The organism is Mesorhizobium sp. 131-2-1 (assembly GCF_016756535.1).
In the GTDB taxonomy this organism is placed as follows: domain Bacteria; phylum Pseudomonadota; class Alphaproteobacteria; order Rhizobiales; family Rhizobiaceae; genus Mesorhizobium.
On record NZ_AP023247.1, the window covers coordinates 3,213,326 to 3,235,561 of the forward strand.

The 22,236-nt window shown below is 63.4% G+C and carries 21 protein-coding genes and 1 tRNA gene; 9 read left to right on the forward strand and 13 right to left on the reverse strand.

Annotated features, from left to right (window positions below):
• Positions 1–84 precede the first annotated feature (84 nt).
• A complete protein-coding gene (locus JG743_RS15400) occupies positions 85–2,244 on the forward strand; it encodes a hypothetical protein (protein WP_202301973.1) in 2,160 nt (719 codons plus the stop codon).
• A 12-nt stretch (positions 2,245–2,256) separates the two neighbouring features.
• Here the strand turns inward: JG743_RS15400 and trmFO are convergent, their stop codons facing one another.
• The 3 genes from trmFO to JG743_RS15415 form a co-directional block, all read right to left on the reverse strand.
• Positions 2,257–3,666, reverse strand: a complete 1,410-nt coding sequence (gene trmFO, locus JG743_RS15405) for a methylenetetrahydrofolate--tRNA-(uracil(54)-C(5))-methyltransferase (FADH(2)-oxidizing) TrmFO (RefSeq protein WP_202301975.1) — start codon at positions 3,664–3,666, stop codon at positions 2,257–2,259.
• 401 nt (positions 3,667–4,067) lie between these two features.
• Complete coding sequence (locus tag JG743_RS15410) at positions 4,068–4,208, reverse strand: DUF1127 domain-containing protein (protein WP_112099016.1); 141 nt, start codon at positions 4,206–4,208, stop codon at positions 4,068–4,070.
• 50 nt (positions 4,209–4,258) lie between these two features.
• A complete protein-coding gene (locus tag JG743_RS15415) occupies positions 4,259–4,399 on the reverse strand; it encodes a DUF1127 domain-containing protein (RefSeq protein WP_202301979.1) in 141 nt (46 codons plus the stop codon).
• 233 nt (positions 4,400–4,632) lie between these two features.
• On the opposite strand from JG743_RS15415, the gene JG743_RS15420 reads away from it, so the two are divergent.
• The 3 genes from JG743_RS15420 (at position 4,633) to JG743_RS15430 (ending at position 7,844) form a co-directional block, all read left to right on the forward strand.
• Positions 4,633–5,751 carry a DUF2157 domain-containing protein gene (locus JG743_RS15420; RefSeq protein ID WP_202301981.1) on the forward strand — a complete coding sequence of 373 codons (1,119 nt, stop codon included), beginning with the start codon at positions 4,633–4,635 and terminating at the stop codon, positions 5,749–5,751.
• Positions 5,748–6,332 carry a GDYXXLXY domain-containing protein gene (locus tag JG743_RS15425; RefSeq protein ID WP_202301983.1) on the forward strand — a complete coding sequence of 195 codons (585 nt, stop codon included), beginning with the start codon at positions 5,748–5,750 and terminating at the stop codon, positions 6,330–6,332. Before JG743_RS15420 ends, JG743_RS15425 begins: the two co-directional genes overlap by 4 nt.
• A 63-nt stretch (positions 6,333–6,395) precedes the next feature.
• Entirely contained in the window at positions 6,396–7,844 is a 1,449-nt protein-coding gene (locus tag JG743_RS15430; RefSeq protein ID WP_202301985.1) for an aromatic amino acid lyase, read from the forward strand.
• Positions 7,845–7,876: 32 nt separating this feature from the next.
• On the opposite strand, the gene JG743_RS15435 is transcribed toward JG743_RS15430, so the two are convergent.
• Positions 7,877–7,959 (reverse strand) — tRNA-Leu (locus JG743_RS15435).
• Between the two features lie 342 nt (positions 7,960–8,301).
• Between JG743_RS15435 and tig the strand changes: the two genes are divergently transcribed.
• From tig to JG743_RS15460, 5 genes are all read left to right on the forward strand, one after another.
• On the forward strand, positions 8,302–9,789 hold the full coding sequence (gene tig / locus JG743_RS15440; protein WP_202302642.1) for a trigger factor: 1,488 nt from the start codon (positions 8,302–8,304) through the stop codon (positions 9,787–9,789).
• Positions 9,790–9,967: 178 nt separating this feature from the next.
• On the forward strand, positions 9,968–10,492 hold the full coding sequence (locus tag JG743_RS15445) for a hypothetical protein (RefSeq protein ID WP_202301987.1): 525 nt from the start codon (positions 9,968–9,970) through the stop codon (positions 10,490–10,492).
• 188 nt (positions 10,493–10,680) lie between these two features.
• Positions 10,681–11,061 (forward strand): c-type cytochrome, encoded by a 381-nt coding sequence (locus JG743_RS15450; RefSeq protein ID WP_202301989.1) that lies wholly within the window; start codon positions 10,681–10,683, stop codon positions 11,059–11,061.
• Between the two features lie 33 nt (positions 11,062–11,094).
• Complete coding sequence (locus JG743_RS15455) at positions 11,095–12,024, forward strand: heme o synthase (protein WP_202301991.1); 930 nt, start codon at positions 11,095–11,097, stop codon at positions 12,022–12,024.
• A 366-nt stretch (positions 12,025–12,390) separates the two neighbouring features.
• On the forward strand, positions 12,391–13,209 hold the full coding sequence (locus JG743_RS15460; protein ID WP_202301993.1) for a DUF2189 domain-containing protein: 819 nt from the start codon (positions 12,391–12,393) through the stop codon (positions 13,207–13,209).
• 53 nt (positions 13,210–13,262) lie between these two features.
• Here JG743_RS15460 and JG743_RS15465 read toward each other — a convergent pair whose 3' ends face one another.
• The 9 genes from JG743_RS15465 to JG743_RS15505 all read right to left on the reverse strand — a co-directional run bounded on the left by JG743_RS15465 (position 13,263) and on the right by JG743_RS15505 (position 22,154).
• Entirely contained in the window at positions 13,263–13,736 is a 474-nt protein-coding gene (locus tag JG743_RS15465; RefSeq protein WP_202301995.1) for an aminoacyl-tRNA deacylase, read from the reverse strand.
• Positions 13,737–13,871: 135 nt separating this feature from the next.
• Positions 13,872–14,267: a cytochrome C oxidase subunit IV family protein gene (locus JG743_RS15470; protein WP_202301997.1), complete on the reverse strand. Its 396-nt coding sequence runs from the start codon at positions 14,265–14,267 to the stop codon at positions 13,872–13,874.
• Between the two features lie 26 nt (positions 14,268–14,293).
• On the reverse strand, positions 14,294–15,016 hold the full coding sequence (locus JG743_RS15475) for a heme-copper oxidase subunit III family protein (protein ID WP_202301999.1): 723 nt from the start codon (positions 15,014–15,016) through the stop codon (positions 14,294–14,296).
• Positions 15,017–15,026: 10 nt separating this feature from the next.
• Positions 15,027–15,731 carry a cytochrome c oxidase subunit 3 gene (locus tag JG743_RS15480; protein WP_202302001.1) on the reverse strand — a complete coding sequence of 235 codons (705 nt, stop codon included), beginning with the start codon at positions 15,729–15,731 and terminating at the stop codon, positions 15,027–15,029.
• Positions 15,728–17,497, reverse strand: coding sequence for a cytochrome c oxidase subunit I (ctaD, locus tag JG743_RS15485; protein WP_202302003.1), 1,770 nt, complete (start codon positions 17,495–17,497; stop codon positions 15,728–15,730). The genes JG743_RS15480 and ctaD overlap by 4 nt, the downstream gene beginning before the upstream one ends.
• Before the next feature lie 21 nt (positions 17,498–17,518).
• Positions 17,519–18,397, reverse strand: a complete 879-nt coding sequence (locus JG743_RS15490) for a cytochrome c oxidase subunit II (protein ID WP_202302005.1) — start codon at positions 18,395–18,397, stop codon at positions 17,519–17,521.
• A gap of 155 nt (positions 18,398–18,552) precedes the next feature.
• On the reverse strand, positions 18,553–19,329 hold the full coding sequence (locus tag JG743_RS15495; RefSeq protein WP_202302007.1) for a TIGR01458 family HAD-type hydrolase: 777 nt from the start codon (positions 19,327–19,329) through the stop codon (positions 18,553–18,555).
• Between the two features lie 220 nt (positions 19,330–19,549).
• Positions 19,550–21,610: a mechanosensitive ion channel family protein gene (locus JG743_RS15500; RefSeq protein WP_202302009.1), complete on the reverse strand. Its 2,061-nt coding sequence runs from the start codon at positions 21,608–21,610 to the stop codon at positions 19,550–19,552.
• Between the two features lie 220 nt (positions 21,611–21,830).
• Positions 21,831–22,154: a hypothetical protein gene (locus JG743_RS15505; protein ID WP_202302011.1), complete on the reverse strand. Its 324-nt coding sequence runs from the start codon at positions 22,152–22,154 to the stop codon at positions 21,831–21,833.
• Between the last annotated feature and the right edge of the window lie 82 nt (positions 22,155–22,236).

The window sequence follows — 22,236 nt, forward strand, 5'->3', positions numbered from 1 at the left end:
AGTAAACCACGATCCTGAGTCGATTTGACAACTCTAGGACTTGCTCCTAATCTTTGTCATCATAGTCTTTTGTGGGTGGTGAGCATGCTTCGTCTTGTAGCCACTTGTCTGTTTCTATTCACCACAACATTGACTTACGCCGCGCCGGCCATCGACTGGTGGGTCAAGCATCCGTTCCGGTATTTCACCGAAACGACCGACTTCGATATGCAGCGGGAGGCCATGGCCGAGGTCATGGCTACCCATGGGGGCGCCTTCACGGCGACGGCCGTGTCCGATCTCGAACGGCTGCTCAACGATCCGCGCTGGCTGCGTGAGTGGTATAAACAGGACACGACACTCTACCCAAATCCCAAGGGCGCGGGCCGACCCGAACGCGGCTGGGCCAATCCCATCAATCTTCGCCGCTCGACCTGCTGGGATAGCCGCGAACAGTGGCATTCGTCGTGCAAAAGCGACGGTTTCGGAACGGCGCTTCGTGCCGACTATGTGCGCCCGCAGGGCCACACAGTGATCTTCAGCGTGAAGGATGCGCCGACCGGTGTCTGCCGATGGCAGGCCGCGCGGCCGATCTTCATTGCCGGCCGCGGGCGGCTTTCCGCGACTGCGGAGCAGCCCTGCGCGGCGCAGTTCGAAGCGCGCATTCCCTTCGAGCCAGACATTCCGGAAGCACAGCGCGGCGTCGACGTGTCGGTGACCCTGCCGGACGGCACGGTGCTTTCGCAAGCTGCCATCTGGGTTCGCGACCGGCTAATCGCCGGTATAGGCGACAGCTTTTCGTCGGGCGAGGGCAATCCTGACACACCGGTCGAGATCGATCCACTGTCGAGGCGGAGACACCTCAACATCTCCTTTGTCTATGATCCCGATACCCAGGCGATCAAATCGGTGCCGGCGTATTCCCTGCCGGTCCGCTATCAGAACGCGCCGGCTGGCTGGCTCGACCGCAAATGCCATCGCTCGGCCTACAGCTATCATCTGCGCACCGCCCTGCAGGTCGCTCTCGCCGATCCCAAGCACAGCGCCGTGACGTTCCTTGGCTTCGCCTGCTCGGGCGCCGAGGTGACCGAGGGCCTGCTTTTTCCCTATGCCGGCGTCGAGACCGTCAACAGCTCCTATTTTTCAGCGGTGGGCAGGCAAAGGCGCGACTTGCCGCAGATCGATCGCCTGATGATCGAACTCTGCCGCGATGACCTGCTGCGCACGCATGCAACCCGCACCGTGACCTTCGACACCCCGCTTACCGACGGGCGGGGCCACACATTGCGCAGCGCCAGGCTGCTCGACTGCAAGCCGGGGCGGTTCCTGCGGCCGATCGACATGCTGATCGTGTCCATCGGCGGGAACGATGTGGGCTTCACGCCGCTCATCGTCGAGACGCTGACCAAGACAAGGCCTCCATACGCAAACGTCGCGAGCAAAGTCCGGGCCGACCTGCTTGGCGCATCGGTCATTCGAACCGTGGCACGGATCGCGAAGGCGCATGATGTCGCGACGGCGCGAATCCGGGCCAGGGAACTGCCGTCACGCTTTGCCGCCTTGCGCAAGGCACTGGCGCCGCTGCCGATCGCGACCAACGGCGGAATGCCCAACATCGTGCTGACCGCGTTTCCAAAGATCGAGTTCGACCAGGACGGAAGGCTGTGTGGCGAAGCCACGCCGCGCGAAAGGCTTGAAGGCTTCAATGTCGGTGGGGTGCTGTCGATCGACGTGCCGACGCTGCGTCCGGTCAGCGCTTTTGCTAACGACGTCCTGTACCCAGCGACACGCGACGCGGCCCGCGCCGGCAACTGGCATTTCGTCGACGCGCAGCGTGCCACCTTCGCCAAGCATGGGATCTGTGCGCAGAAACGCTTGTCGAGCGGTGTCACGGCTGCCGAGAGCCTGATGCTGCCCTATTACCACGCGGACGCGCCGAGGCGGGACAAATGGTCGGAATTCGAGCCGTTTTCCGCCTATCGCGATGCGGATTTCAAGGCAACTCGCGACACGCGTGCCTATGCACCGCGCGAGCGCTGGTTCCGCACCATCAACGACATCTGCCTGTTCGTGCAGTCCAAGGCGAGCGGCACGCCGCCGCCGCCGTCACAATGGGCTCTGCTCGATCTGGTCGAGGTTTGCCTGGGTGGTCCGTTCCATCCGACCGCGGAAGGCCATTCACACATCGCCGATGCGGTGTTCGCGGCCGCGACCACGATGCTCAACCTGCCGCAGCCGACGGTCGCGGACGTACGGCCGCATTGAAGAGAGGCGGGACTATTCCGCTGCTTCTGCCTGCGCGGGCAGGCCCAGCCACTGGCGGCAATCGGCCAGCGCGCGCGAGGTGATGGCGCGCCGCTTGGCGACGATCTTGTCCTTGCCGCGCAGGCGCCTTCCCTCGGACTTCGGTGCTTCAGCGGGCGGGAACAAGCCGAAATTGACGTTCATCGGCTGGAAGGAGCGTTTCCCTGGCTCGTCGTCCGAAACGATGTGGCCGCCGGTGATGTGGTTGAGCAGCGCGCCGAAGGCGGTGCTGAGCGGCGGCAGCGAGGCCTGATGGCCAAGCCGCTCGGCGGCGGCGAAGCGACCGGCAAGCAGGCCGATCGCGGCGCTCTCGACATAGCCCTCGCAGCCGGTGATCTGGCCGGCGAACCGCAGGCCGGGCCGCGACTTCAGCTGCAGCGAGGCATCGAGCAGTGTCGGCGAGTTGATGTAGGTGTTGCGGTGCAGGCCGCCGAGGCGGGCGAAGTCGGCGTTTTCGAGCCCCGGAATGGTGCGGAACACGCGCACCTGCTCGGCATGCTTCAGCTTGGTCTGGAAGCCGACCATGTTGTAGAGCGTGCCCAGCGCATTGTCCTGGCGAAGCTGGACCACCGCGTAGGCCTTCACCGCAGGATTGTGGACATTGGTCAGGCCCATCGGCTTCATCGGCCCATGGCGCAGCGTCTCGACGCCGCGCTCGGCCATCACCTCGATCGGCAGGCAGCCGTCGAAATACGGCGTGCCTTCCCATTGCTTGAATTCGGTCTTCTGGCCATCGACCAGCGCCTGCACGAAGGCGAGATACTGCTCCTTGTCCATCGGGCAGTTGATGTAGTCCTTGCCGGTGCCGCCGGGGCCGACCTTGTCGTAGCGCGACTGGAACCAGCAAATGTTCATGTCGATCGTGTCGAAATGCACGATCGGCGCGATCGCATCGAAGAAGGCGAGCGCGTCGGCGCCGGTGGCTTCCGCGATAGACTGGGCAAGCGAGGGCGCGGTCAGCGGGCCAGTGGCGATGATTGCCTGGTCCCAGTCCGCCGGCGGCAGGCCGGGCACTTCCTCGCGAAGGATGGTGATCAGCGGATGCGCTTCAATCTTTGCGGTCACAGCGTCGGAAAAGCCGTCGCGGTCGACGGCCAGTGCGCCGCCGGCGGGGACCTGATGCGCATCGCCGGCGCTCATGATCAGCGAGCCGGCAAGCCGCATTTCGGCATGCAGCAGGCCGACAGCGTTGGTTTCGGCGTCGTCGGAGCGGAAGGAATTGGAACAGACGAGCTCGGCCAGCCCCTCGGTCTTGTGCGCCTCGGTGCCGCGGACGGGACGCATCTCATGCAGCACGACAGGAATGCCGGCCTCGGCGATCTGCCATGCGGCTTCGGAGCCGGCGAGGCCGCCGCCAATGACGTGTACGGGATTTTTGCTCATGGGCGCCGGAATAATCGCTTGTTGTCGCGATTGCAATTGGCGCGAAGGGCAGGAAAGGCCGGTGCCGGACCGGAAGGGCGGCAAAAGCGGCCCCTGAAAACACAACACCCGCCGGGGGAGGAGGTCCGGCGGGTGTCGTTTTGGGGGCCGATCCTCGGGAGGAGGTGAAGATCGACCGTATTCGTCATCGCCGGGGAGGAGGTCGGCTTTGACGAAATTCATTTCGCCGTTTGAAAGGGGCGAAACCTTGGAAGACGAACTATGTTCGCTTCGGGAACAACGCCCGCCGGGGGAGGAGGTCCGGCGGGCGCCGTTTCAGTGGTCAACCCTTGGGAGGAGGTAAGGGTCGGCCGTATCCGTCAGGGTCGGGGAGGAGGTCGACCCTGGCGAAATTCCTGTGTTTAGACCGCCTTGCGGGCGACCATCTTGATCTCGTCGCGAACGATACCGAGATCGTGGAGCTGGCGGTTCGACAGACGACCCAGCTCGGAAACCGTCTCGCGATAAACGCGCCAGTTACGATAGTTGCGGATCAGGTTCATTGTCGTTCTCTTCTTCAAACTGGTTCGGACCATTCACGGTCCGAAGAGGATTAGACCGCCTTGCGAGCGACGTAGTGGATGTCGCCGCGGCTGATGCCGAGGTCGGTCAGTTCACGGTTCGACAGGCGGCTCAGCTCGGAGACGGTGTCCCTGTAGCGGCGCCAGTTGCGGTAGTTGCGGATCAGGTTCATGGTAGTACTCGTTTCGTCTTTCGTTCGGATCATTCCGTTTGTGTACGAACAGAAAATAGGTGGGGTCATATCGATTTAAAAGTGCCATTGGCGCATGGCAGCAATGCAAATTGTGCAATGCAACATTAACGGCCGTTCACGGCTTCGACATAAAGAAGCCCGAATCCGAAAATGCCGTGGCGTCAACGGTTTGACCGGGTGGGTTGAAAAAAAGACCGAGGGCAGGGGGAAGAATGGCGAGTTATGCCTCGCGGGTCAGGTCGGACATCGCCCGATGGCGGCAGGCCGGCCTCATCGATGCGCCGACAGCCGATGCGCTGGCGCGCGATGTCGAAGCCAATGAGCGGAGGTCGCTGAGCTTCGGTTCGATCCTGGCGATGATGGCGGCGCTGTTGTTCGGCGCGGCGATCCTGATCTTCGTCGCCGCCAACTGGGAAGCCATCCCACGCCTCGTCCGCGTCGCGGCGCTGTTCGCCGTCATCCTCGCCGGCTATGTCGGCGGCGCGGTGCTGAAGACACGCGACCATGGCGCGATCGGCGAGGCGCTGTGGATCGTGGCGGCGGCCGCTTTCGGCGGCTCGATCGCGCTGATCGGCCAGATGTACCACCTGACCGGCGACGAGGCCTCGGCGCTGCTCACCTGGGGCGCCGGCACGGCGCTGGCGGCGGTCGCGTTGCGCTCCAACCCGCTCACCCTCGCTTCCGTCGGTATCGCCGACGCCTGGCTGTTCCTCAAATGGGGCGGCTTTTTCCGACGGGCCGAGTTTCCGCATCTCTTCGCCCCCATGGCGCTGGTACTCTTCGCCATTTCGTTCTGGACCCGCAGCCAGGCAGCGCGGCACCTGATCATCCTGTCGGTCATCGCCTATCTCGTGCTGCTCGTGATGGATCACGACACGCTGCAGGTCGCCATTCCGTTGGTGGTGGTCTCGGCGCTGCTTTTTGCAGCGGCGATCTTCGCCGCCGAACCGGTCGACCGGATCGTGCAGCTTGGCGGCCGGCTGCCCCTGCATGCCCTGGTCGGTTTCCTCACCGGCATGGCGATGATCCAGTTCGAACTGGCTGACGAGGCGAGTTACAATGCCGGCTTCGCCATTGCCTCGGCGGTCGCGCTTGCCGGCATCGTCGCTGCGATCATGCTCGGCGGCCGGGAGAGCAGGGGCCTGCGCTGGGTTGCCTATGCCGGTTTCGCCTTCGAGCTCGCCATCATCTATATGGTGATGCTGCATTCGATGCTTGGCACCGCCGGCTTCTTCCTGGCGGCCGCACTGCTGCTCGGCACGTTGGCGCTGGTCATCATCCGCGTCGAAAAACGCATGAACGCGCCGCGCGGCGAAGGAGCGAGTGCATGATGACCGGCAAAAGACTGATCATCTCGGCGCTGCTGCTGGCGCTCGTCCAGATCGGCTTCCTCGGCTGGATCATCGCCGGTCGGGCGGCGATCCTGCGCGACGGCAAGGAAGTCCTGCTGAAGGTCGAGCCGATCGACCCGCGCGATCTTTTGCGCGGCGACTATATCGTGCTTGGCTACGAGATCTCGCGCATCCCGGTGAAGCTGATCGCCAACATTCCACCCGACAGGTTCACCAGCAATGACTCCGAACTCGTCGTCAGGCTGAAGAAGGGCGCCGAGGGCTACTGGCAGCCGAGCGCGGCCTGGTTCGATGCCGCACCGACGCCGGCGGCCTCCGATGAGGTCGACATCGTCGGGCATGTGGCCGATGGCTGGGGCCTGCGCGAGCCGGAAGCTACGATCGCGCCGGACTATGGCATCGAGCGCTTCTACCTGCCCGAAGGCGAGGGGATGGCGATCCAGAGCGACATGCGCGTGCGGCCGTTCGGCATCCGCCTTGCCGTCGCCGCCAATGGCACCGCGCAGATCAAGGCGCTGATGGACGGCGACAAGATGCTGTTCGCGGAGCCGCTCTACTAGAGGCGGCCGTACCAACGTGTGTCTGCCGAAACTTTTGAATCTTCCGTGCGAACAGCGTGAAGCATGACGATTGAACTGACGGCGCGTGGAGATATCAACCTCGATACGGTCTTTCGTGTCGCCTGGCGGAAGGAGCCGGTCCGGATCAGCGACAAGGCTTTGCGCCGAATCGAGGAATGCCGCGCCTCATTCCTGCGTCTCATCGAGACGGACCCCGCGCCGGTCATCTATGGCGTCACCACCGCGATGGGCGAATTGGCGAGCCGCAAGCTCGAGCGTGACGAGCGCGACCGCCACGCCCGCATCAAGGCGTTCGCCGCCGCGACCTCTTTCGGCGAGCCGCTGCCGGAGCGCGTGGTCAGGGCGATCGTGCTTGCCCGCCTCACCAACTTCATCGAAGGCAATGCCGCGACCTCGCCACGCATCGCGCAAGCTGTCGCCGCCATGCTGGATGGCGCTCCGATGCCGATCGTGCCGTCGCAGGGACAGGGCGGCGCCGGCGAGATCCTGGCTCTCTATCCGCTGTTTGCTCCGCTTTCGACGCGTTTCGACCTGGAAGTGAAGGAGCGCGGTTCGCTGATCAACGGTTCGCCCTGCGCCGCGGCGCTGGTGGCGGACGCAGCCCTCGCGGCGCGCCGCCGCATCGGCCTCGCGCACAAGGTGTTCGCGCTGTCGATCGAAGCCTTTCGCGCACCGCTCGAACACTACGATGCCGCGCTCGACGGGCTTTGGGGCGACGAACACGAGGCGGCGGCGCTGCAAGGGCTGCGGGACTATCTCGCCGGCGCCGCCGACGGGCGGCGCAACTATCAGGCGCCCGTCAGCTACCGCATCGTGCCGCGCGTGCTTGGTCAGGCGCATCGCGCGCTGTCCGGCGCGGAACGGGCGGCGACCGTCTCGCTGGCGTCGATCTCGGACAATCCGGTCTATATACCGCCGGACGATACGCATCCGCTCGGGCGCTGCATCAGCACCGGCGGCTATCACAATGCGATGGCCACGCCTGCGCTCGACGATCTAGCGGCGATCTGGGCCGATATCTGCCTGCTCTGCGACCGTCACGCCTCGAAACTCCTGAACGGCAAGGTCTCGCTGCTGCCCGATCTGCTGATGACGGACCGGCACTGGGCCGACAGCGACGGCCACGGCAATGTCGGCTATGTGCCGATGGCGATCACCGGTTACCTGGAGCAGGCAAATCATGCGGCGCAGCGCACCTTTATCCCGGGAACGGAATCGGCCGGCGCCGGCCAGGACGACGTCGCGACGACGGCGTTCCTCGCCTGGACGAAGGAGGCGACCGCCGGCCGCTGCCTCGACGCGGCGATGGCGATGCTAGCGATGATTGCCTCGCAGGCGCTTCACGTCACCGGACGCGAGGCGCCGCCTGCGCTGCGGCCCTTCGTTGCCGACGTCAGGACCATCGTGCCGCCGGTCGAGGCCGACCGCGTGCTCGGGCCCGAACTGGCGAAATTGAGCGAATGGATTACCGGCAAGGTCTTCGAGACGTGATCGTGGCGACTCGGTTTGTCAGCCGATGGGGCTGGTGCGGGTAGAGGGACTCGAACCCCCACGTTTTCACGCCAGAACCTAAATCTGGTGCGTCTACCAGTTCCGCCATACCCGCGTCGCCCGGCAATCCCATGTAGCCATCATTCTGTCAATGTCGCGATCAAAATGACCTTCAACCGCCTGAATGCGAAGATGGTTGAAAATTAGGCTGGCGTGTGACAAAAGGCGTGTCGAATGTGACGGGACGCGACGATCCGCTTCTGCAGAATGTGATAAGAAGTAGGAAAAACAAAGACTTATTCACATTTTGGAACGCAGTTTGGAGAGGATTTGAGCCGCTTTAGCGGTCAAACCGCCAGCTTCCGTTACCAAAAGCCATTCCCGGCAAGATTATACTGGCAGGCTGTAAGCGGCAGGGCCGTCTGGCAGTCTCATGGGTGAGAACAAAGGTTTTATGATGCAGGTCACCGAAACGCTCAACTCCGGTCTCAAGCGCGAGATCAAGATCACCGTGCCGGCCGGTGACATGGAAGCCAAGCTGATGGCGCGGCTTACGGATGCCCGCAACAAGGTTCGCATCAACGGCTTCCGTCCCGGCAAAGTGCCGGTGCAGCACCTGCGCAAGGTCTACGGCAAGTCGTTCATGGCCGAGGTCGTCAACGAGATCCTCAACGATTCGACGCGCTCGATCATCACCGGGCGCGGCGAGAAGGCCGCCATGCAGCCTGAAGTGATAATGACCGAGGACGAGAAAGAGGCCGAGAAGATCCTGGCCGGCGGCGCCGATTTCGAGTTCCGCCTCAACTACGAGATCATCCCGGCGATCGAAATCAAGGATTTCTCCGACATCAAGGTGACGCGCCAGGTGTTCGACGTGCCGGACACGGAAATCGACGATCAGGTCAAGCGCATCGCGGAATCGGCGCGCAGCTACGAGCCGAAGACCGGCAAGGCCGCCGAAGGCGACCGCGTGACGATCGACTATGTCGGCAAGATCGGCGGCGAGGCGTTCTCCGGCGGCGCCGGCAACGACCAGCCGCTGGTGCTCGGCTCCAAGGAGTTCATCCCGGGCTTCGAAGACCAGCTGGTCGGCGCCAAGGCCGGCGACGAGAAGCAGGTCACCGTCACCTTCCCGGAAAACTACCAGGCCGCGCATCTGGCGGGCAAGGAAGCCACCTTCGACGTCACCGTCAAGGAAGTGGCGAAGCCCGGCGAACTGGAGATCAATGACGAGACGGCCAAGAACCTCGGCCTGGAATCGCTGGAGCGCCTGCGCGAGATCGTGCGCGGCCAGATCGAGAACCAGTTCGGCTCGATGACGCGCCAGAAGGTCAAGCGCCAGCTGCTCGACCAGCTCGACGCGTCCTATTCGTTCGAGGCGCCTTCGAAGCTCGTCGAGGCCGAGTTCAACAACATCTGGAGCCAGGTCAACCGCGATCTGGAGGCCGCCGGCCGCACCTTCGCCGATGAAGAGACGACGGAAGAAGAGGCGCGCGCCGAATATCAGCGCCTGGCAGAGCGCCGCGTGCGCCTCGGCCTGGTGCTCGCCGAAATCGGCGAGAAGGCCGGCGTCACGGTCTCGGATGAGGAGCTTCAGCGCGGCCTGTTCGAGCAGGTTCGCCGCTTCCCGGCCAACCAACAGCAGGAAGCCTTCGAGTTCTACCGCAACAATCCGGACGCGCTGAACACGCTGCGCGCGCCGATGTTCGAGGAGAAGGTGGTCGACCATCTGCTCGGCCAGATCTCCGTCACCGACGTCAAGGTCGGCAAGGAAGAGCTGATGGCCGACGACGAGGACGGCGAGACCGCGGCCAAGGCGAAGCCGGCGAAGAAGGCCGCGTCGAAGAAGTCGGAAGCCAAGGCAAGTGAAGCCAAGGCCGACGACGCCGAGGAACCGAAGAAGAAGGCGGCACCGAAGAAAAAGGCAGCCAAGGACGCCGAGTAACGCGCGCACCAGGCTTGAATTGCGAAAGGCCGCCCTCGGGCGGCCTTTTTCGTTGAGGCCCGGTGTTGTGGCTCCGGTGCAACAGCGGCGCGTTCTAATGGCAGTGCGCGGCTGGCGATACGAAACCTTGATGATTATCTGCGCTTGTGTTGCGAAACAGAGGGCGTTGGAGGCATCGTTGAGGCGGTTCGTCGAAAAGGGCGGCGTGGTGGCGGCGGCGCTCGCTTTCATCTCTGCCTGCGGCGTCGCCGAGGCCGATGCCGCACTCGACAATTGGCGTTTCGACACCAGCAGCAACGGTCTGGTCACCGCCTCGCTTTATGCCGACAACAAGCTCCTCACCGGTGGCGGCGCGCTGGGCTACAGCCCGGTGCTGACCATCGCCTGCCGGCCGGACGGCGAGCCGCACTGGAGCGAATGGGTGCAGCTCAACGACGCGGTGTCCGCCAGCCGCAAGATCACCATGTCGGTTACTGTCGACGGTGACGGTAAATTCGATGAGAGCTGGTCCGTCGGCACGCGCGGCAAGATGCTGGTCAGGGATGGCGCCGATGGCATCAAGCGGCTGGTGCCGGCGAGCCGGCTCCTGCTTTCCTGGCGGTTCGGCCTGCTGGCGGGACGCGGCGAGGCGGATTTCGACCTTGCCGGACTTGGCGAGGCGGTCGACAGGATCGCCGGGGCCTGCAACATCGATCCGCCCTGAGCGCGTGTCCTAAACCTTCGCAATCTCTGGCTTTTTCTATCCGCCGCTGGGAATCCGTGGTATGTAGGTGCCGCAATTCCACTAAGGCAGGGCGGAACCTCCGCTCTGACACAAGGGGGCGCGGGCCGACATGAGCGGCACGCGTGGGATCGTCCAGGCAAGGATGACGACCAGGGAGGAAATGCCATATGCGCGCTATCGCGTTTTTTGCTGCCGTGTCCGCAATAGCCTTCACCGTGCATCCCTCGCAGGCGCAGGACGCCGCGGCGGGTGAGAAGGTTTTCGTCAAATGCAAGGTCTGCCACATCGCGGATGAGGACAAGAACAAGATCGGCCCGTCGCTGCACGGCGTCATCGGCCGGACGGCGGGCACACACCCGGATTTCACCTATTCCCAGGCCATGATCGATGCCGGCAAGTCCGGCGTCAAATGGGACGAACCGACGCTGACGACCTATCTTCACGACCCCAAGGCCATGGTCAAAGGGACGAAGATGGCGTTCGCGGGCCTCAAGAACGATCAGGACGTTGCCAACGTCATCGCCTATCTGAAGCAATTCTCGCAATAGTCAGTCTTCCCGCCTCATCTGTGGTCGCTTGCAATGTCGACTAGGGAAAGCCGCCTCGAGGACACCGGCGTCCGACTCTCGGAAGCGACGGCTGCCGATTACTTCGCGCTGCTCAAGCCGCGCGTCATGGTGCTTGCCGTCTTCACCGCTTTCGTCGGCTTGATGGTGGCGCCCGGTGCAATGAACCCGGTCATCGCCGTGATCGCAATCGCGGCGATCGCCATCGGGGCAGGGGCGGCCGGCGCGCTCAACATGTGGTACGACGCCGATATCGACGCGTTGATGTCGCGTACGTCGAAGCGGCCGGTGCCTTCGGGCCGCGTCACGCCGGGCGAGGCGCTCGGCTTCGGCCTGGTGCTTTCGGCGCTTTCAGTGATGACGCTGGGCGTGCTGGTCGGCTGGCTCGCGGCGTCGCTGCTTGCCTTCACCATCTTCTTTTATGTCGTCATCTACACGATGTGGCTGAAGCGCTCGACGCCGCAGAACATCGTCATAGGCGGCGCGGCGGGCGCGCTGCCTCCGGTCATTGGCTGGGCCGCCGCCACCGGCGCCGTCGGTGTCGAAAGCCTCATCCTGTTCCTGATCATCTTCCTGTGGACGCCGCCGCATTTCTGGGCGCTGGCGCTGTTCAAGGTCGGCGACTACGCCGCCGCCGGCATTCCGATGATGCCGAACGTGGCGGGCGAGGCTTCGACACGCAGACAGATCTTCGCCTACGCGCTCATCCTGGCGCCGATCGGGGTGCTGCCCTGGCCCTTCGGATTCGCCAGCGGCTTCTACGGGATCGTCGCGGCCGCCTTGGGCCTCGGTTTCATCTGGCATGCCTGGAAGGTGCTGGCCGCTCCCGACAAGGAGATGAAGCCGGCAAAGGCGCTGTTTGCCTTTTCGATCGCCTATCTCTTCGCGATATTCGCCACGCTGCTCTGCGACAGCATCGTTGCACGCGTGGTCGGCTCACTCTGATTGCGATGGCCTGAGCCAGGTTCGTGCCCGCAACCCGCGGGCCGCCCAGGACCTTCATTGCGAAGCCATCACGCCGGCAGCGCGAAGAATCCCAGCAGCAGCAGAATGAGTATCCCAAGGCCGAGTATGAGAAGCGTCCGAGTGTCCATGACCTTCACCTTCGACCTGCGGGAGAATAGCGAAAAAAGGGGCTTCGAGCCAGCCTGTGCCTGGACCGCCCCGGATCCGTTGCCGACAAAAGGGCGACAAGTCGCTCGCAAGAGAGTATGGTGATTGCGGTGCAGGTCGCGGTTGCGTGGCCCGTCATGCATAACGCTAGCACCATGAAATCCGCGACCTGGCCAGACCTGATCTGGAGGAGTGGTCATGGCGAGCTTTCACGTCATTGCAGGTGCCAGCGAAACGCTGGAGCATACGAGAATTCGAAAAATCGGCGTTTCAGACCTATTCGACGCGCTCAGACGCGGCGTCGACGATTTCATGGTCAAGCCCTCGCATATCGTGTTCCTCTGCCTGATTTATCCGCTGGTCGGCGTGGTTCTCGCCGCCTGGACATCGGGCGCCAACGCGTTGCCGTTGCTGTTTCCGCTGGTCTCCGGCTTCGCGCTGCTCGGCCCGTTCGCCGCGATCGGCCTCTACGAAATCAGCCGCCGGCGGGAGGCCGGTCTCGATTCCTCCTGGAGCCATGCCTTCGAGGTCAAGAACTCGCCCGCTCTGCCGTCGATCGCGGCCGTCGGGATCATGCTGTTTGCGATCTTCATCGCCTGGCTTCTGACCGCCCAGGCATTCTACGTGCAACTCTTCGGCCCGACGCCGCCGGCATCGCTGTCCGGCTTCATCAACGAGATATTCGCCACCGGGCGCGGCTGGACGCTGATCGTGCTCGGCCATGCCATCGGCTTCGTCTTTGCCGTGGTGGTGCTGTGCACCACGGTCGTCGCCTTCCCGTTGCTACTCGACCGTGATGTCGGGGCGTACGAGGCGATCCACACTTCGGTGCGCGTGGTGATGGCGAACCCGTTCGTGATGGCGGTCTGGGGGCTGATCGTCGCCGTTGCGCTGATCATCGGCTCGATCCCGATCTTCGCCGGCCTGGCGGTGGTGCTGCCGATCCTCGGCCACGCCACCTGGCACGTCTATCGCAAGGTCGTGGAACCGCCGCCTTCGGTCAAGCCGGCAGGTTGAAATTTGGGGCCGCGCCGTTTTCGGCGCGGCCCCGATTTTCTCACCGGATTTTCTCAGTAGGCCGGATGGCTGAAGCGGGCCTGGCGCGCATCCGTTGTCAGGTTGCGAAAGTCCTTGCCGCTGACATGCACAAGAGTCCTGTGGTCGCCGCCTTCGAAATAGATGTCGTCGGCTGCGCCAAGGCTTTCGTCGAGAATCACCGGCACGTCATAGGCGGCGCCGATCGGCGGCACCGCGCCGACGTCGCAATCGCCGAAGAGCGAGACCACCTCGTCCTCGGAAGCGAGCCCGAGACGCTTGTCCATGATGCCCTGCAGCGTGCTGAGTTCGATCCTGTGTGTGCTTGGAACCACCGCCAGCGCATAGCCGAGTTCGTGGTGGACGACCACCGATTTGGCCATAATGCTGCCGGGCACATGCGCGGCGATGGCCGACTGCCGGCTGGTGGACGTGCGGTGATGCTCGACGGTGTCGTAGGAAACGCCCTTGCCGTCGATGAAATGCTTCAGTTTGTTCGCGATCGTCATTTTGGCTCCCCTTGCTTCAGGTTGTGATGCAATTGGAACGACGGCTGTCTTCGACCGTCTCCGATACCGACAAAGATGGCTCAGCCATCCATTGTTTCAAGGCGAGGGCGGCGGTCCAGCAACTCCTGCCGCGCGTCAGGGTCCGGCGCCGAAAAACGTTATGCGGGTGAGCAGCGTATAGTCGGATTCGAAGACCATCATCGTCATGAACACCAGCACCAGTATCGGCGGCAGGATGATCGCATAGGCGAGCGCCAGCCTTTCCCAGGCCATGTGCATGAAGACGGCGACGATCAGTCCGGCCTTGAGCATCATGAAGATGAGGATCAGCGACCATCTGAGATAGCCGTGCAGGCCGAAATAGTCGACCAGGTAGGAGCAGGTGCTGAGGATGAACAGCCACGCCCAGACCACCAGATAGAGCTTGATCGGATGTTCCTGATGAGCGTCCGTCACGGCCGCCGGTGCGTCATGCGCGTGGGTGGCGTGAAGTGCGTGCTGCCCGAGACCGTTTGCGGTTGCTTCAGCCATAGCTTCCTCTCAACAAAGCCCGCCTCTCACCAAAGATAGAAGAAGGCGAAAATGAACACCCAGACCAGGTCGACGAAGTGCCAGTAGAGGCCCATGATCTCGACGTTCTCGTAGCGGCCCCTGCGGCTGGTGAAGAAGCCGGGGCGCCCGACGTCGTAGTCGCCGCGCCAAACCTTGCGCGCCGTGATGATCAGGAAGATCACGCCGATCGTCACATGCGTGCCGTGGAAGCCGGTGATCATGAAGAAGGAGGAGCCGAACTGCGCGGCGCCCCATGGGTTGCCCCAGGGCCGTACCCCTTCGGTGATCAGCTTGGTCCATTCGAAGGCCTGCATGCCGACGAAGGTGGCGCCGAGCGCGGCGGTCAGCAGCATCAGGATCGCGGTTTTGCGGCGGTCGCGGCGGTAGCCGAAATTGACCGCCATGGCCATGGTGCCGCTGCTCGAGATCAGCACGAAGGTCATGATGGCGATCAGGATCAGCGGAATCTCCTGGCCGCCGATGCGCAGCGCGAAGACCTCGCTGGGATTCGGCCATGGCACGCGCGTCGACATGCGCGCGGTCATGTAGGAGAGCAGGAAGCAGCCGAAAATGAAGGTGTCGCTGAGCAGGAAGATCCACATCATGGCCTTGCCCCAGGACACGTTCTTGAACGCGCGCTGGTCCGAGGCCCAGTCGGCCGCAATGCCTTGCCAGCCCGAAGGTCTTGGCTCCGTTTGGCCGCTATGCACCAGTGTCGTCTCAGCCATCGCCTGCCTCCTAGGTCAGCAACTGCCGGCAAATGTCGATGAACGTCGCTGCCCAGCCGGCCAGAAGGGCGAAGATGCAAAGCCAGACGAAAAGCAGGAAGTGCCAGTACATGGCGCAGAGCTCGACGCCGAGGCGCAGCCGCTCAGGCCGCGCGCCGTTCCAGGCGCTGGCGCTCGTCCTGCCAAGGCCGATCAGACCGCCCAGTATGTGCAGGCCGTGCATGCCGGTGATCAGATAGAAGAAGCTGTTGGCCGGATTGGCGGCCAGCAGGTAGCCATCCTCGGTCAGTTGCCGCCACGCCACGAGCTGTCCGATGAGGAAGGCAAGCGCTGTCACCCCGGCCGTGGCAAGGCCCAGCCGGACGTTGTCGATTTGGCCTTTGCGGGCGGCGGCGACGGCGCATTGCAGCGCGATGCTGCTGAGCACCAGCACGCCGGTGTTGAGCCAGAGCAGGCGCGGCAGCGGCAGCGGCCGCCAGTCCGACAGGCCCATGCGCATGAAATAGGCGCTGGTGAACAGCGAGAACAGGCAGCCGACGACGGCGAGGAATACGCCTAGGCCGATCTTGGCGGTGGGCAGGGCCGACCGGTCGAGGCCAACGAAATCCGTGGCCAGGCCTTGCTCCAACCATGGTTTCGCCGTCAGCCGCTGGTGCGAAAGCCACCAGCCGGCAAAGCCGGCGATCACAGCCAGGAAGACCAGGATGACGCTCATGCCGGCTCCTTGGAGAGGCCGAAATTGCCCGGCACGTTCTGCGGGATGAAGTCCTCCTTGGCGCCCGGCACGCTGTAGTCATAGGCCCAGCGGTAGACGATCGGCAGATCCTTGCCGAAATTGCCATGCGTCGGCGGTGTCTCGGGCGTCTGCCATTCCAGCGTCGTCGCCCGCCATGGATTGCCGCCGGCCTCGCGGCCATGGCGGATGCTCCAGATCAGGTTGAACAGGAAGACCATCTGCGCGAAGCCGACGATGAAAGCCATGATGGAGATGAACGAATTCAGATGATGGGCGGACTCCGTCATTATCGTCATGTCGGTCAGTTCCGCGTAGCGCCGCGGAATGCCGATCAGGCCGAGATAGTGCATGGGGAAGAAGATCAGATAGGCGCCGAGGAAGGTCACCCAGAAATGGAAACGGCCGAGCGTCTCGTCGAGCATGCGGCCGGTGACCTTCGGGTACCAGTGGTAGATCGCGCCCAGGATCACCAGGATCGGGGCGACACCCATGACCATGTGGAAATGGGCGACGACGAACATCGTGTCCGACAGCGGCACGTCGACGACGACGTTGCCGAGGAACAGGCCGGTCAGCCCGCCATTGACGAAAGTGACGATGAAGGCCAGCGCGAACAGCATAGGTATGGTGAGATGGATGTCGCCGCGCCACAGCGTCAGCACCCAGTTATAGACCTTGATGGCGGTCGGAATGGCGATGATCAGCGTGGTGGTGGCGAAGAAGAAACCGAAATAGGGGTGCATGCCGCTGACATACATGTGGTGCGCCCAGACCACGAAGCTCAGCGCGCCGATGCCGACGATGGCCCAGACCATCATGCGGTAGCCGAAGATGTTCTTGCGCGCATGGGTGCTGATCAGGTCGGAGACGATGCCGAAGGCCGGCAGCGCGACGATGTAGACCTCGGGGTGGCCGAAGAACCAGAACAGATGCTGGAACAGGATCGGGCTGCCGCCATTGTGCTGCAGCTGTTCGCCCATCTCGACGATCGCCGGCATGAAGAAGGAGGTGCCGAGCACGCGGTCGAGCAGCATCATCACGCAAGCCACGAACAGCGCGGGAAAGGCGAGCAGCGCCATCACGGTGGCGGTGAAGATGCCCCAGACGGTGAGCGGCAGCCGCATCATCGTCATGCCGCGGGTGCGCGCCTGCAGCACCGTCACGACATAGTTCAGGCCGCCCATGGTGAAGCCGATGATGAACAGGATAAGCGAGGAGAGCATCAGGATGATGCCCCAGTCCTGGCCGCCCGGCGTGCCGCTCATGATGGCTTGCGGCGGGTAGAGCGTCCAGCCGGCGCCGGTCGGTCCGCCCGGCGCAAAGAAGCCGGCCACCAGGACCAGCACGGCGAGCAGGTAGATCCAGTAGCTCAGCATGTTGACATAGGGAAAGACCATGTCGCGCGCGCCGACCATCAGCGGGATCAGGTAGTTGCCGAAGCCGCCAAGGAATAGAGCGGTGAGCAGGTAGATCACCATGATCATGCCGTGCATGGTGATGAACTGGTAGTAGGCTTCCGGGGTGATGAAGTCGAACGTGCCGGGGAAGCCGAGCTGCAGCCGCATCAGCCAGGACAGCATGAGCGCCACGAAGCCGATCGCCGTTGCCGTCGCTGAATACTGGATGGCGATGACCTTGGCGTCCTGCGAGAAGACGTACTTCGTCCACCAGCTGTGCGGATGGTAAAGTTCCATTTCCGCGACTTCGGCCGGCGGTACGGCATCTGCAGGCGTTATATCGACCATGGGAGCACCTCCGCGCCCTGTTCAGCGTGCCTCGACAGCCTCGAGTCTTGCCGCAACGTCCAGACCAGACGCGGCCACCGTCGCCTGGTCGGCAGAGCCCGTCTTCTGGGGCGCCGACAGTTGCGCGAAAGTCTGCTGCTGGCCGAGCCAGGCCAGGTAGTCCTGTTCAGTGTCGACCATGACCACGCCATGCATCAGCGGATGGCCCTGGCCGCACAGTTCCGCGCACAGGACCTGAAAGGTTCCGGTCCTGGTCGGGGTGAACCAGAAATAGGTGACCGAGCCCGGGATCATGTCCATCTTGGCGCGGAATTCCGGTATGTAGAAATCGTGCAGCACGTCGATCGAGCGCAGCACCATCTTGACCGGCTTGCCGATCGGCAGATGCAGATCGGCCGCCTCGACCACGACATCGTCCTGGCCGTTGGGATCGCTGGGGATGACGCCGAGCGGATTTTCAGCCGACACGTCGCGGGTGTCGGAGGTGCCGAGCTTGCCGTCCTTGCCGGGCAAGCGGAAGCTCCACTGCCATTGCTGGCCGATGACTTCGACCTCGGTCGCGTCGCTGGGCACGGTGACGAAGCGGCTCCAGACGAACAGGCCGGGCACCAAAAGGGCGGTGACACCCACTCCCGTGACGACGGTCAGCCACCATTCGAGGCGCTTGTTCTCCGGTTCATAGGCCGCGCGGTTGCCCTCCCGGTGGCGGAAGCGGAACACGCAATAGGCCATGAAAAGCACCACGGCGGCGAAGACGACGCCGGTGATCCAGAAGGTAATGATGATGGTGTTGTCGATATAGTCCCAATTCGAGGCAATCGGCGTCCACCACCATGGGCTCAGGAAGTGAAACAGCACCGAGCCCACAACAATCAAAACGAGTACAAGCGCAATGGCCATGTCCCGTCCTCCCCGGCATTCGAGGGGGCGCGAAGCCGTCCCGGCGAATGCCAAGATCATCATAGCGTGATTTGCGGTTGAAATTCCAGAGCCGACTATGTGTGGGAAATATATGTGGACAAACTGGCGCCTCTTGCGCTCGCGGAGCCCCGGTTTCAGTTCGGACTGGATCGCGCAATGATCCAGTCGGCCGCCGCCGCGAGATCGGCGACGGTTGCGGTAGGCGGCGGATCGAACCGCTTCTCGTCGCCGCGGCGATATTTGCCGGTGCGCACCAGCAATGCCCCCGAAAGCCCGGCGCGGAGCGCGCCGGCTATGTCGGCCTCGGCATCGTCGCCGACCATGATCGCCTGTTCCGGCGGGACGTTCATGGATGCCAGCGCCGAGAGAAAGAATGCTGGCGATGGCTTGCCGAGGACGGTCGCGCGTTTCAGCGAGGCAAATTCCAGTGCCGCCACGAAAGGCCCTGCATCGAGGCTGAGCCCGCCGTCGGCGTCGCGAAATGCCCGGTTGGTGGCGAGAGCCAGCAATTCGGCGCCGGCGATCAACTGGCGGAAGGCGTCGTTCAGCACCGCATAGGTCAAGGTCTCGCCGGCATCGCCGATGATGACGGCGCGCTTGTCGCGGGCCGGCAGTTCGCGGAAATCCGGCTCGAGGCCTGGGTGAACCAGCAGATAGGGCGCGCGGCCGTTACGAAGCAGCCATTCGCGCGCGGCCTGCGCCGGTGTGAAGACATCGGCCTTGGCGGCGGTCAGCCCCAATGCTGCCAGATGGTCGAGTACCCGCTGTTTCGACGAGCGCGTGGTGTTGCTGACGAAGCGTATGGAAAGACCGGCCTTGCGCAAACGCGCGACCGCGTCCACACCGCCCGATATGGCGGTTCCGCCATCATAGATGACGCCTGCGAGATCCAGCAGCACGCCCCTTGTCATCGTTCCAGCATGCCGAGGAGAGCGCCATGCGTCAAACCTGAAACGGGCCAGGTTGCGGCAAAGATTTGTCCTGCTACTTGTGCTTTCGTCGAGTTAAGTCGCCGGCGCGGGACGAAGATCGACACCTCAGATCAGCAGCAAGCCCTTCATGCTCGCATTGCCGCCGGACGGATGGTTGTGCACCAGGATGATGGCGCATGGTCAGGAGCCGGGTTTGCCGCTAGCTCGCAGCCTGTTTCATCTTGAGTAGCTGCTGCGCGGCGGCTGCGTTGTCGCCGCCACCCTCCACATGCACGGTGGGAACGGCCATCTTGATGCCATTCTCGTCGAATGCCTTCTTGATCATCATGAACGCTCGCCGCTTTATGCCGAACTGCATTCCGGGCTTGGTCATCAGCTTCATCCTGAGGGCAATTCCGGAGTCGCCAAAGTTGTCGACGCCTTGCATTTTCAGCGGCTCAATCGTATCGGCCGCGAACTCGGGATCCGCGGCCAACTCCTGACCGATCTTCTTGATGAGCCTGCGAGCGAGGTCTACGTCAGAATCGTAGGTGACACTGAGAGCGATCTTATCCATCACCCAATCACGGCTCATGTTCTGGATGGCGCCGAGCTCGCCGAACGGCACGGTGAAAATTGGGCCGCGGTGATGCCGCAGCCTGACCGACCGCAAGCTGAACGATTCGACAGTGCCCTTGTAGCTGCCGCTCTGGATATATTCGCCGACACGGAAGGCGTCGTCGAGCATATAGAAAACGCCGCTCAGGACGTCCTTGACCAGTGTCTGCGAGCCGAATCCAATGGCAACACCGAAAATGCCAGCGCCGGCGATCAAAGGTGCGATCTGCACGCCGAGTCCGGACAGGATTGTCAGCACACTGACGGCCGCGATGAAGACAGCGAGCACGTTGCGGAATATCGGCAGCAGCGTACGCAGCCGGTCGTTGCGGGCGAGGTCGTCGGCATTGGACTCGTCCTTTGGCGCAAGCTCCATCCTATAAGCGATCAACGCCTTCGCCATCTGCCAAAGCAGGTCCGCAACCAGGAGGATGATGATGCTATTGAGCAGGCCTGAAACCACGAGCCCACCGGTTTGACCGCCGGCAAGGGCAGCGGCCCTGATGCGCCAGAGATAGGCGAGCCAGGCGACCGCAGCGCCGATCACCGCCGCCCTGGCGCCCCTGACGATCAGCACGTTCAGCATAGTGCCGAGGGCACCACTGCGCTGCGCCCCGCTGGCTAAGGCCTGCGCGACGTCGCCAACCCCACGCACTGCCGCCGGCAACAACAACGCATAGAGGCCGAGCCACAGCACGCCGAGCAGTCCCGCCACCCATGTCAGCCAAAGCGCGATCAGATAGAACGACAGCAGCAATTGCCTGACCGAGGAAGTTGTCCTGCCCGGCCGCCGCCAGACGATTTCGATGGCGATGGCCAGCATGCCCAGGCCGCAAAGCAGAGCAGCGACCCGCACCACGTCGACGGAGAAACCGATACTGGGCATGAGGCTGACCAGGGCCCAGCCAAACAGCAGAAAGCCGGCGATAAGGCTCACGCGCCGAAACCAGAAATGCTGCGCGATCTCGCTTGCGACAGGGGGTGCCGTCGGCGTCTCCTGCGACGTTCTGCGTTCCGCGCCGGCAAGTCCAAACAGCAATTTGACAATTGCGCGCACGACACGCACGGCGATGAAGGCGAGCAGCGTGGTCAGCACGATGCGGCGCAGCAAAGGCGGCCATTCGAACGCGAGGAACGAGCCGATGCTGGCCAGAGCAAACGTCAGCAACGCAGCGACTTCGGACAGGACAGCCTGGCCGGGGTCAACTGTTCCGTCAGAATCGCCCGACGCCAGAGTCCGGCGGACCAGCCACTCGGCGCCGAAGCCGACGACAATCAGAACTGTCAGGATCAGGACCACCAGACCGGGCCGGCCCGAATTCACGTCGCGCGTGACGACGCTCGCGGCGTTGGACAGCTCCTGCGGGATGCGGGGAACGGCATCGGCGAGCGCGGCGAGACGTGTGCGAACGGCTAGCCCCCAGCTTGCGATCGCGTCGTCCAGCGACCCGGCAGGCGGTTCCTCGGCGGGTGCCGGGACCTTTCCTTCGAGCCATACCTTCACCTCGGGATCGGACAGCAGATTGAGGAACTGCCGCGCCTTTTCAGGCGGCACGTCGACCGGAGGCTGCTGGGCCCAGGAGGTTCCAAGCAGCACCCAGAAGAAAATCGGAAGGACGGCCGACAGCAGAATGCCAACTCGAATGGGCAGTGCGTTGCTCATCGGGCGCTCCGGCAATTTTCGGTCGACGGTGCGACCAGACTTTCCCGCAATCGAACGAACCCCGCCGGCTCGACGGAGCGGCGAACGCTGCGCGCTATCCGCCTACCTTCCAGGAATGCATTCATGAAAGTCCTGACGGGCCCTGCGCACTCGCTCGGTCCTCGAACGGCGCCTCGGCGACCACGAAGCAGCTCCCAAGGTGCCGAGCTCCACTTTCCATTCATTGTATGTGCACGACGACGTAGCGTCCGCCGTAGGGTTGATAATACGTGCTGCCGCAGTGCCACAGCACAGTGCCGTTGATAGTGGTCTTCACGCACGCTGCGGGGAGCCGGGTCACATAAATGGTCGAACGGCGGATCACGCGGCGAGTTGTACGCCTCGTGACGCCCGCGACGCTGCCGGGTGTGAGCGGACGGCCGACTTTCGCCTGCGCGTCGCTAACGAAGGGGGCGAATGGTACAACGCCGTCGACAAGTCCTGCAAAAATCAAGGCGACAACGATTCCGGCAGCGCCGGTCAATCTCAAGCCAGGTCTTGTCATGCTACGTCCTCCCAAAAGCTCGCCGCCCCCTGCTTTTATTTTTCCGGCCGATGCGCCACGCGCCCGAAGCAAGCCTGTGCCG